Below are 12097 nucleotides of genomic sequence, written 5' to 3'. Positions count from 1 at the left end.
GTTGCAGTCTGGTCTCCAAAGAAACCGACCAATGTTTCTAACGAACCTATCTTCTTGCTCTCTTCATCATGTCAAAGAACTTTACTCTGAATCTTCTCAGAACTAGTGGTACCGATCGTTTTCGCTACCGTTATTCCCGATTGGGAGTGCAAAAGTGCAGGGTTTATTTTTAACATGCAAGTGCCGATAGCGAAAAATTGTAAATAATCTTTTTCACTTTTCATCAACCGGTTGATAACCAGAAATTACCGATTCGTAATTTTTTCACAAATTTTTGAAGTACTCGATCACATGCATCTTCAAAAGCGCTTCCTGCTTCAAAACATCGCCCGGAGGCAGGGCGCGTTCCAGCTTGTAATGCGGCCAGCCATCCTGATCAATGTATTCAAGACTATAATAGGAAGACATGCTCAGCACGCTACATATACCTATATGCATAAGGTCCTGCTTCTGCTCCTTGGTGAACCGCTTCGCCCCCTGTCCCAATTCCTGCACACCTATCAGGAACAGGACGCCATTTAAGTCGCCTGGGCGCTTGCCTAACAGTTCTTCCAGCTGCCCGAGCAGGTGTTCCCATTGTACTTCCAGCGGTTGATCTTCGATATTCATTGTACTCATTTGCTGTGTTCGCGTGCGGGCGGTGCCCTATATATATGATGAAATTCCAAATTGTTGCTATTTAACCAACAATGCACACCTTATGTTCTGATCGCGGAATAATATTTATAGGATCGCTCTGGCTTACAGCTCCAGAGATTCGGAATGCTTTTGACGGTTTTTCCTAACTTTGGCTTTTGCTATATATCATAAGTAATTGGAAAAGCATACAACTTTGAACCACAACGATTATCTCTCGACCTTGAATGAGCCCCAACGGGAGGCTGTGCTGCACGGAAATGGACCTTTGATGATCATTGCGGGTGCGGGTTCGGGAAAAACCAGGGTACTTACCTATCGGATTGCGCGGCTGATCGAGACCGGTGTTGATCCGTTCCGCATATTGTCCCTCACATTTACCAATAAGGCTTCGGGTGAAATGCGCAGCCGGATCGAAGGCGCAGTCGGTACGGAGGCGCGGAACATCTGGATGGGTACTTTCCACTCCGTTTTTGCCAAAATACTCCGCATCGAGGCCCGGTATCTAGGCTACACCAGCGATTTCTCTATATATGATACCGACGATTCGAAGTCATTATTAAGAAGTATCATTAAAGAATATAACCTCGACGACAAGGTTTACAAGGCCAATGTGGTTTTCAACCGGATCTCCGGGGCGAAGAACCGGCTTATTTCGGCGGACGATTACATTAATAATGCGGTGATCCAGGCCGACGACGATGCGGCGAAAATGAAGGAGATTGGCAGGCTGTACAAAACATATGTGACGCGCTGCTTCCAGGCCAATGCGATGGATTTCGACGATCTGCTTTTCAATACCAACGTCCTTTTCCGCGATTTTCCCGACGTGCTATATAAGTATCAGCACAAGTTCCAGCACGTGATGGTCGATGAGTTTCAGGATACGAACGTTTCCCAGTACCTCATTACCAGAAAGTTGTCGGCGGTGCACCGCAATATCGTAGTTGTAGGTGACGATGCACAGAGTATTTACGCATTCCGTGGCGCGAACATCGAGAACATTCTCAATTTTGAAAAGGACTTCCCGGATGTGCGGGTGATCAAGCTGGAACAGAACTACCGTTCGACAAGTACGATCGTCAATGCGGCCAATTCGGTGATCGCACGGAACAAGTCGCAGCTCGAAAAGACGACATTTACTTCCAATGAAGAAGGTTCGCTGATCGACGTAATCAAGGCTGGCTCGGATAATGAAGAGGGCCGGTTGATAGCGACTGCGATTTTTGAAGAAAAAATGCAGAAGTCGCTGCGGAATGAAAACTTCGCGATCCTTTATCGTACCAATGCGCAATCCCGCTCATTTGAAGAAGCGCTCCGGAAGCTTGGCATTAAGTACCGCATTGTCGGCGGTCAGTCTTTTTATCAAAGGAAAGAAATCAAGGATTTGCTGGCTTACCTGAGGTTTACAGTGAACCAGCGGGACGAAGAAGCTTTCAAACGGATCATTAATTTACCCAAAAGAGGGATTGGCGACACCACGGTGGCCAAAATTGCTGTAACCGCTTCCGAAAATAATGTGGCGATCTGGGATGTGGTGGCTAATATCAACCAATTTGGTACAGGGCGTACCATCGCCCCTATCGAAGGATTTGGAACGCTGATCAAGAGTTTCAAGATTTTGGTAGAAGAAGGAAAGGACGCCTATGAAATTTCTTCACACATTGCCAAAGCATCCGGAATCCTGCGCGAATTATATGAAGACAAGACGGTGGAAGGCCTTTCGCGCTACGAAAACGTCCAGGAATTGCTGAATGGTATCAAGGAATTTGTCGATAGCGACGAGAGTGAGGACAAAACGCTGAGCGCATTCCTTCAATCGGTTTCGCTATTGACGAATGCCGATGAACCGGACGATAACAATGATCACGACCGCGTGACGATGATGACCATTCACTCCGCTAAGGGGCTGGAATTCAGGAATGTATTTATTGTGGGGCTCGAAGAAGACCTTTTCCCGAGCCAGATGATGCTGGAAAGCCGGCAAGATTTGGAAGAAGAAAGAAGGCTTTTCTATGTGGCGATCACGCGTGCGGAAAAGAAGTTGTCATTCTCTTATGCCGAAAGCCGTTACCAATGGGGCCGCCTCAAAATGTGCGAACCGAGCCGGTTCCTGCTGGAAGTCGACCAGCGCTTTTTGAATGTGAACAGAATGGTGCAAAGCGCCCTGGAACGTGATACTACGCCTCCTGTGACGACGTTCGCGCGTAATCTGGTACAACGCAAAACCGAAGCCAGACCGGTTGCGACGGCTGCTACGAGCCATGTTCCGTCAACCGATTTCGTGCCGACAGACACATTCGACCTCGCGGAAGGCGACAAGGTGGAGCATTTGAAATTCGGTTTCGGGGTGGTGACCAAAATGGACGTCAATGGTACTGATAGGAAAGCAACCGTCAAGTTTGACCTGGTGGGTGAAAAAACACTGCTCCTCAGTTTCGCCAAGTTGCGTGTGCTGAAATAAATGCGGGACAAATTGATGAAGTTGTTAAAATTCCAAGCTTTTTTGTAATAAATCTTACCCTAAACTTCACTGATCAAAACCATACATTATGTTTATTGAAAACGATATTCAACAAATAAAGGAGAGAGGAAGCGATTTAAGCGTCGTGGAAGAGCAAGTCCGCTATTTTGAAAAGGGCTTTCCGTTTTTGCAATTGTCGAAGGCGGCCACGGTGGGCGACGGCATTATCAGGCTTACGGACGAAGAGATCGCACAGGTTGTCAGTGAGTTCGATAAAAGTGCCGCCGATGGTGAAATTGCACTTTTGAAATTTGTACCCGCTTCGGGCGCGGCTACGCGGATGTTCAAATCGCTTTTCAGCTATTTACAGGAAGATAAGAAGGATAAATCAGTAGACGAGTTCTTCGCAAAACTGAAAGATTTCGCATTTTATGAAGATCTGAATACTTCTCTGGCGGCGGATGGTCACGAAATAGAATCGGCCGACGAAAAGACGATAGCTTCTTATTTCCTGACAGCCAAAGGATTAGGTTACGGAGAGCTGCCCAAAGGACTTTTGAAATTCCACAATTATGCAGAACGCTCGCGTACGCCGTTGGAAGAGCACCTGGTAGAGGGTGCCAAATATGCGAATGCAGGCAGCAATGTGCAGATCCATTTTACAGTATCGCCGGAGCACCGCGATAAGTTTGAAAAACTGGTAGTGGAAGTGGTTCCAAGCTACCAAACGCAATATGGCGTTCGCTATATCGTCTCTTTCTCCGAGCAAAAGAGCTCGACCGACACCATTGCGGTGAATCTCGATAACACGCCTTTCCGCGAGAAGGACGATTCGTTATTGTTCCGCCCGGCCGGCCACGGCGCATTGCTCGAAAACCTCGGGCAGCTGGATGCGGATATCATTTTTATCAAAAACATCGATAATGTCGTCCCAGACCGAATTAAAGGGGACACGATCACCTACAAAAAGGCACTCGCAGGCATTGTATTGAGATATCAAAAGCGCGTTTTCGCTTACCTCGATAAACTCGCATCAAATTCCGACGCTGCATTGCTGGAAGAACTCGACGGGTTTTTCCGCAATGAGCTTTGTGTGATCCCGCCAGCCGGTTTTGAATCGTGGAGTGACGAAAAGAAGAAAGAATATTTTGTAGGAAAACTGGATCGCCCCCTGCGCGCATGCGGGATGGTGAAAAACCAGGGTGAGCCGGGCGGTGGACCTTTCTGGGCAGAGAATGCCGATGGGTCATCGTCGTTGCAAATCGTGGAATCGGCGCAGGTGGACGTCGACAATGCGGATCAGAATAGCATTTTCAAGAATTCGACCCACTTTAATCCGGTCGATCTGGTATGTGCGGTGAAGAACAAAAAAGGTGAATTATACGACCTGAAAAGATTCCGTGACCCGCTAACTGGTTTTATCACAGGTAAATCCAAAGACGGCAAGGAGCTGAAAGCGCAAGAATTACCAGGGTTATGGAATGGCTCGATGGCCGACTGGAACACGCTTTTCGTGGAAGTACCGCTGATCACCTTCAATCCTGTGAAGACGGTAAATGACCTGCTCCGCGAGCAGCACCAATAGGTTGAAATACAAACCAAATAAAAAATGATCGGAAGCAATTCCGACCATTTTTTATTTCAAATGACTTTATCAAATCAAGGTATCGGTAATACTTTGCTTTCTTTGAAAGTTGACAGGATTACCATTGTTTGCGTGCTGGCAACCTCTTCGATCTCGTTGATTTTTTCCAGCATCAGCTTCTGGTAAGTGCTGATATCTTTGGAAATAACCCGTAAAAGAAAATCTCCTGTTCCTGTAATATGGTGGCACTCAATGACTTCCGGTATTGCGTGAATTTTCTCAACAAATGATTCCGTAACAGCCTTGCGGTGCCCTACCAGCGAAATCTGAACAAAAGTGCTTACGCCCAATCCTACCTTTTCAGGTTCCAGCTGCGCGTGGTAGCTTTTAATAATGCCCGATTGTTCGAGTTTCTTTACACGTTCCAACGTTGGTGCGGGAGAAAGCCCTATTTCTTTGGATAATTGAGCGTTGGTTATTTTCGCGTTCGTTTGTAAAATCTCCAGTACTTTGCGGTCTATCTGATCTAACTTAATAATGGCCGACATGTCTCTATGACTAAGGTTTATATGACGTGCCCATTTAATGGACGCCGCAAAACTAATTAGTTTCCCGAAGATTCTTGTAATATTATACTGAAATTTTGTCTAAAAGTAGAATTATCGTGGGTAAAATATGATTTTAGTATTGAAATATTAGGCCATACTAAATGTAACCCGTTGTGGCGGTCCGGGTTACACGGCGTAAGTTTCTATTTTTTCGAGGAAATCCTGGTAAGTCCGGGTAATACCCTCTTCAAGGTCGATAGTGTGCTTCCAGCCCAATGCGTGCAGCTTGCTGACATCCATCAGTTTTCGTGGTGTACCGTCTGGTTTATCAGTATTCCATTTGATTTCGCCTTCGAACCCCACCACTTTCCGGATCATCTCAGCCAGGTGTTTGATGGTCACGTCGGAGCCAACGCCGACATTCAGGAAGCCCGCTTCGTTGTAATTTTGCATTAAGAAATAGCAAGCGGCAGCGAGGTCGTCGGCATGCAGAAACTCTCGTAACGGCGATCCCGTACCCCAGAGCTCTACAAACGGCTTTCCCTCCTCTTTTGCCTCGTGAAACTTGCGGATCATCGCCGGGAGAACGTGCGAATTATTCAGGTCATAATTATCATTCGGTCCGTACAAGTTGGTGGGCATGACCGAAATGAAATTGCTGCCATATTGCGAGCGGTAAGCTTCGCACATCTTAATACCTGCGATTTTCGCGATTGCGTAAGGTTCGTTAGTCGGTTCGAGCAGGCCGGTGAGCAGCGAATCTTCCCGCAAGGGCTGCGGGGCAAGTTTGGGATAAATACAGCTCGACCCGAGGAACATTAGTTTCTTAGCGTCGGTACGGTAGGCACTGTCGATGACATTGTTCTGGATCAACAGGTTGTCGTTCAGGAACTCGGCGCGGTAAATATTGTTTGCCATAATGCCGCCGACTTTGGCAGCGGCAAGAAAAATATACTCGGGACGTTCTGCGTCAAAAAATGCCCGAACTTCCGCCTGATTGCGAAGGTCGAGCTCAGAAGAGGTTCTGGTGACGATATTATTAAATCCTTCACTTTCCAATTTTCTGAGAATAGCAGATCCAACCATTCCCCTGTGCCCGGCAATATAAATTTTAGCGCTTTTTTCCACGGTGTTTTTTTAAATTTGTCTTGGAAATCAATATAGAAAAAACCAATTCGTTACAAAAGTAACAATCTTGCCCTGAAGAAAAATCCTACATACATGCAAAGAGTAGCACTGGCCTGTGGCTTTTTTTCGATCTGTTTATCGGTTTCCGTCTCTGCTCAGAGTGGTCAGAAAGGCGCGTCGACCCCCTCGTGGCTACCCAAAGAGCAGGTGAAAAAGGATACCGCAACGCGTTCCAACGATCTGAAATCATTCGTTTCGGGCCTGGATCCGGTGGTTGGTGCTTCGGTGCCCGGTGGCAAAGGTAAATCGACTAACCTATCCACATTATTCGGAGAAACAATCCCCGACCTTGGCCTTCGCGTAAAAGAGTACAAAAGCCAGAAGAAAGACCGGAAGGCACGGAAGGAAAAGGCACGACTTGCCAAAGTACAATATGAAGGCATTCCAATGCAGAGTATGTCGGTCAAATATGGCAGCGGCGACCGGGCAACGACGGAGAATTTCCACGTTTTGAAAGAATATAAGCCCATCGATCAGTATGCCCGTGCGACCGAAACGCGCTGGTACGATAAGAAATCGAGGAAATTAAGTTCCTCTGTCGTGAAGGACAAAGACCAGTCGTTGCCATTGCACGGCTCGTACAAAAAATATAGCGGAGAAAACCTCATCGAGGAAGGGTTCTATTATATGGGGGTGAAGGACGGCCGTTGGGTGAAGTATGACACCAAATACAACCTCATTGACAAGGCGGTTTGGAACCGCGGATTCCCGGCGGAATCGCGTGTTACCTATTATGATTCCGCGCACACCCAAGTGAAGGAAGTAATACCTGTCGCATTTGGTGAAGTGGAGGGCGAATACCTGCAATTTTATAAAGAAGGCCAGCTGGCTGTCGGTGGTAAATACGATTCGGGCAAAAAAGTAGGCCGCTGGGTTGAGTATTACCAGTTCCGTCGTCAGCGCAAGAAAGAAATCCAATACCCGAAAACGGCCTGGGACGACGAATTCGAGCCATTTATTCTACGGGAATGGGATGATAAAGGCAAGCTCCTTTACGATTATACCAAAGATCCCCGAGCCTCCGCTGAAGAGGAGGAAACTGAAAATTAGGCGGTGAATGGTTGAAAATCACGCCTCACCTGCTTAATTAGCACGCATGTTTTCATCTTTACTCCGTTTCGTCAGAGAAAAAAGCTGGCTTGCATGGGTGCTGTGCCTGGTACCCGTTCTGATCTATATTTGGGTATTCAAAGTCATCGCATTGAATGTTAATTATGTAGCGTTTGACGATATCCTTATCCTTGGCATTATCCCCGAATTTTCAAAAGCCGATCTGGCGGGCAAATGGAAGCTCCTGACGACCCTTTTTCCTGAACACCGGCTGGTATTTTCCCGCTCGGTGATTCTGCTGCTCGAAAGCACATTCGGTACGGTCAATTTAGTATGGCCGATGATTATTGCAAACATTTGTTGGGCGCTTTGCGCGGTGGTTTTCTACCGCGCCTACCGGCATTTGCGACTTTCCGTCTGGTATTTTGTGCCGGTAATGTGGTTATGGTTTAATATCCAGTCATTTGAAAATATCTTCTGGGGCGTAAGTTCTCTTTGCAACTTTGGGGTGATCCTTTTTGTGCTTTGCGCGCTGTATTTTGCGGTTTATAAACCCGGAAAACCAGCTATTTCGTTGCTTTTTGCCGTCGCGGCAACATTTACCTACGGCAATGGGCTGATGGTATTCCCGGTAATCGGGCTGTTGTTTCTGCTGGGAGGTTATCGGAAGCAGTTCTTCATTACGGTAGCGACAACGCTAGTCGTAGCGATCATCTACTTCATTGATTTTACGCCCATTACCCAAAATCTGGACATCACCAATCCGCAGCAGTTGAAAGAAGGCTTCTTCGGTTTCTTTGGTTTTATCGGCTCATGGGCGACGCTTACGGCTTATAGCACGCCGACGCCGGGGCTGTATGTGGCCGTAGCAATGGGAATGCTGATGATTGCCACGCTGCTCGTTTTATACCGGAAGCAATATATCCCGCTCTGGAATTCGATCTGGTTGAAGGGGCGCTATACCAACCAAACCGCCCTGTTTGCACTTGCAATAGGCATATTTACGGGCATCACCGCGCTCGCGCTCACGTACAAGCGCATCCCGACCGACACTTTCGAAGGCATGTTCAAAGGACGTTACCGGATGTATTCGACGCTCTGGTGTATCGCGCTGTATTTCGGGTTTCTCGCCATTGTCCAAAATGCTGCGCGTCGACGGTTGGCTCCCGGAATACTCCTTGCCACTATTACAATGAACCTTGTTCTCTTGCACGGCAACTTCGCCGAGGCCGTAAACAACAGGCGGGCGGCCATTGCGCAGGAATTCAATGCCCGTTACAATTCCGACTGGCTTGGTATCCGGATGTTTTCAATGGACCAGCAGCATTACGAAAAGGTCCGCTCCTATTACCGTTCGGACGATCCATTGGCTGAGAGCTGGGACCCGCGGGCTGATTCGGTTTCTTGCGATAGCGTTTATCCGCCGGACGCAATCGGGTTGTTGGGAGACCATATTGTGATAAGCTTTCATCAGGAATTTTTCAAACCGGAAAAGGACTATTCCGACGGCGCTTATGTGATTTTGAAATCGACGGGGCATGTATACGCATCGCAGCCGAACCAGGCGGCTGTACCATTGAAAACGACTTTAAGACGCGGAATGTATTTCAGCAAAGGGCTGAATGCGAGTTTTCATTCCGCCAATGTCGAGCCTGGGACTTATGATATTTACCTTCTGGTTCGCAAAAACGGGCGCAATACCATTTACTGCACCGGCAAAACCTGGGAAGAAAAGAAGTAATCAGTATTTGTTTCGGACGCCCGTCAGAATGCGCTCCACTTCCTTTCGGACATCGGAGGTAGGTTTGGTGAAATTGTTATTCATAAAGCTGAACGCCAGTACTTTCCCTTTTTTTGTGATCAAATAGCCGCTCAAATTGTATACGTTGCTTAAACTGCCAGTTTTCGCAAAAATAAATGGCTGCTCACTCTTGAAAAGGTTTTTCAGGGTCCCGCTTTTCCCTCCTGCCGGCAATATCTTAAACAGCCTTTCCTGCGGCACTTTTGCATAAATTTTTTGTAACAATGCGACGACCGTTCTCGGGGTGAAGAGGTTGTAGCGGCTCAGGCCCGAGCCGTCTTTCCAAATTGGCTTATCAGGTAAATCGGCCAAATGATGCTCTATGGCGTGCGCAATGGCCTTTTCGGAGCTTAATCGCAGTTTGTTGGCAGTAGCATAGAGAAGCATTAGCTGTTCCGCCAGCATATTGTCGCTCACTTGCATCATGCGTGTGTAAAGCGAGTCGGACGGAATACTGTTCACGGTCTGCAAATCAATTTCGAGGGGGATATTGATTAGCTTGATCTCCTTTTTTAGGGTATCGCTCAGCAACTGCAATGTGAGCAGGTCGGTCATGTGAACCGGAATGTCCTTCGTAACACCTTGTGAATCTGCCAGTTTGGGATAATGAAAAACATTCTGTAATTCCTCTCTTTCAATCCCGGAAACTGTGGTATCCTGCACCATCGATTTTTGCCAGAAACGCGGATTAGCCTGGTATCGCCCCGCCGGCGAACCCTTGAATCGCGCAATATTGCCATAAATAGGCATGGCGGTCACTTCCGGCTGGTAGTAATCATTGTAATCGCTCCACGCCCAACCCGGACCGAAACGTTTGTTTTCGAAATGGTAAGGCGTGAAAAATATCTGGTCTTTACGGCTTTTCAGGAAGTCGAAAACCTTGCTGTGTGGCAAATCGGGATGCAATAACGAAGGGTCGCCCGTACCGCGGATGATCAGCAATTCGCCCCATTCGAGGTATTCGAGGCCGGGGATCGAATCGCCAAGAGCGGACAGGCCTGCATAAAAGCTGAATAGTTTGGTATTTGATGCCGGTATGAAGTACTTGTCGCCCTGGTAGGATGCCAGCACTTTCTTTTCATTGATTTTCGCGATGGAAACGCCTGTATGTTGTTGGCTAAGGACCGCCGAACGGTCAATTTCGCGTTTCAGATAATGGGAAGCCGAACAGCCGGATAATGCAATGATACTAATGAAGAAAAGCAGCGTGCGCATGGAAACGGTTTATAATGAACTTTAAACAAAGATAATATTTTCACTGTATTGGCAAACCGCACTGAAAGATGTCGCCGTGAATTTTGTAATGTACAGTTTTTGAGGGCTAATGGTGACCCTGCGCTGCGCTTCGGATGACCAGGAAGTAGCCTCCGTTGAGTGCCACCAGACTATCGTGCGTCGAATCGAACTGTGGCAAGCACGTCGAATCTCCCAGGACGTAGTGCACGGAATCGATTTGTGTGGTTAGAGATAAACGGTGGTAGCGCTGTAAATTGGCATGAATATCGGCGCGCTGGAATAAATCATGACAAACCCCGATGGTGGATGCTGACGGTACCAGTGTACGTAGCTGTTTTGCATTGGCGGAGTAGATATCAGGTTGGATAGTGGTCAGTTTCTGGAAAGTTGCTCCCCAGCAAGCGAGCGTTGCAATGCTTAATCCAATGATCGTGAGCTGTTTTTTCCATGCCATTAGCAGAGCAAAGCGTTGTACCAGCAGGAAGGCAAAGAATAATGCGACAAATGGCAGCGCGGGTAGCAGATAATGGGGATATTGTTTGATACTCACCAGCATAGGAATGATGCCAGACGCTGCAACAAGCAATGTCAGCACCGTATTTTCGGAGATCATCTTTGACGGGGAGATTTTCCATTTTAAACCGAAGGATAAACCGTGCAGGGCAGCGCACGCGATAAAATGCGGATACAGGCTTCGCAGAAGTTCCGACACGAGCGTGAGGTGGGCGATCCAACCTGTTCCCGCTTTTTCGCGTTTTTGCAATAATGCTTGCATGACCTGGCCATAAAAATAATTAGTCATGAATTTGCGTGCAGGTGTGTAAGCGAGGATGCCCGCAATGCTTAATATGATGATAACCAGCATGATGATCGTAGGCCTGAATGCATTTGAAAATCTGGCTGAATGCGCTGAAATGGCGTAAATCCCCGAAAAGGCCAGCGGGTAAAGCCCTACGGGACCTTTTGTTAAAAACGCCAGTACAAGGCAAACGCCTGCTAATAGCGGCCACACAACGGTGCTTTTGCGGTCAATTTCCTTCTTTAAATAAATCAATTGAAAATAGGAGGAGGCCAGGCAAAACAACCCCATGGTACTGTCGAGGAAGTTGTTCGGAATGCTGTAATAGACAATTGCGATGCCGTACCAGCACAAAACCGGCAACCAGCCGAACGTGCGAAATTCGCTGTTGGGGCCGACCAATTTTTGCCAGATCTTAGTGATGAGGATGATGTAGCCAATCAGGACCAGCAGATTATAGCCATTCTCAACCGCCGGCGTGTCGCCGAAAACGCTGAAAAGCAATGACTGCAACCCGAATTGCAATGGCGGGTGGCCGGAAAAATAATCGCCATTATCATAAGGCAGCCAGAATGAATGTGCAAAGAACGGCCGCCAGAACGAGCCAATTCCTTGTGCCATGTTGCGGGCAATGGCTGCATAGGTGACGCCATCCATAAACATCGTGTCGTCGATCGAACGCGGCAGAAATGTGATCAGAATGAAGCTAAGGGTAAAAAGCCAGGGCAGCCACCATGGGTGATATTCCCTTTTGCCAAAACTTGAAATCATGATGCGGAGTGAAATTTGA

General features: G+C 47.5%; 9 protein-coding genes. 4 read left to right on the top strand and 5 right to left on the bottom strand.

Translation table 11 applies throughout. The features are described from left to right. Positions 1-264 precede the first annotated feature (264 nt). A complete protein-coding gene (locus IEY24_RS29200) occupies positions 265-609 on the bottom strand; it encodes a hypothetical protein (protein WP_188938803.1) in 345 nt (114 codons plus the stop codon). 205 nt (positions 610-814) lie between these two features. On the opposite strand from IEY24_RS29200, the gene IEY24_RS29195 reads away from it, so the two are divergent. Next, positions 815-3100, top strand: a complete 2286-nt coding sequence (locus IEY24_RS29195; RefSeq protein ID WP_229223326.1) for an ATP-dependent helicase — start codon at positions 815-817, stop codon at positions 3098-3100. Between the two features lie 88 nt (positions 3101-3188). Next, a complete protein-coding gene (locus tag IEY24_RS29190; RefSeq protein ID WP_188938802.1) occupies positions 3189-4685 on the top strand; it encodes a DUF4301 family protein in 1497 nt (498 codons plus the stop codon). A gap of 74 nt (positions 4686-4759) precedes the next feature. On the opposite strand, the gene IEY24_RS29185 is transcribed toward IEY24_RS29190, so the two are convergent. Together IEY24_RS29185 and fcl are read right to left on the bottom strand one after the other, a co-directional pair. Continuing rightward, on the bottom strand, positions 4760-5233 hold the full coding sequence (locus tag IEY24_RS29185) for an Lrp/AsnC family transcriptional regulator (protein ID WP_015813234.1): 474 nt from the start codon (positions 5231-5233) through the stop codon (positions 4760-4762). 186 nt (positions 5234-5419) lie between these two features. Further along, positions 5420-6361, bottom strand: coding sequence for a GDP-L-fucose synthase (gene fcl, locus IEY24_RS29180; protein WP_188938801.1), 942 nt, complete (start codon positions 6359-6361; stop codon positions 5420-5422). Positions 6362-6454: 93 nt separating this feature from the next. Between fcl and IEY24_RS29175 the strand changes: the two genes are divergently transcribed. Together IEY24_RS29175 and IEY24_RS29170 are read left to right on the top strand one after the other, a co-directional pair. Then, on the top strand, positions 6455-7471 hold the full coding sequence (locus tag IEY24_RS29175) for a toxin-antitoxin system YwqK family antitoxin (protein WP_188938800.1): 1017 nt from the start codon (positions 6455-6457) through the stop codon (positions 7469-7471). Positions 7472-7517: 46 nt separating this feature from the next. Then, the gene (locus tag IEY24_RS29170; RefSeq protein WP_188938799.1) at positions 7518-9212 is read left to right on the top strand and encodes a hypothetical protein; all 1695 of its coding nucleotides are present in this window, start codon (positions 7518-7520) and stop codon (positions 9210-9212) included. Here the strand turns inward: IEY24_RS29170 and IEY24_RS29165 are convergent, their stop codons facing one another. Continuing rightward, a complete protein-coding gene (locus IEY24_RS29165) occupies positions 9213-10487 on the bottom strand; it encodes a D-alanyl-D-alanine carboxypeptidase/D-alanyl-D-alanine-endopeptidase (protein WP_188938798.1) in 1275 nt (424 codons plus the stop codon). Between the two features lie 106 nt (positions 10488-10593). Then, a complete protein-coding gene (locus IEY24_RS29160) occupies positions 10594-12078 on the bottom strand; it encodes an ArnT family glycosyltransferase (protein WP_188938797.1) in 1485 nt (494 codons plus the stop codon). Between the last annotated feature and the right edge of the window lie 19 nt (positions 12079-12097).

Origin of the sequence: Dyadobacter endophyticus (assembly GCF_014641595.1) — a bacterium.
GTDB classification, from domain to species: Bacteria; Bacteroidota; Bacteroidia; order Cytophagales; family Spirosomataceae; genus Dyadobacter; species Dyadobacter endophyticus.
Note: the sequence above shows the minus strand (reverse complement) of the source record. Positions and strands in the feature narration are given on the sequence as shown.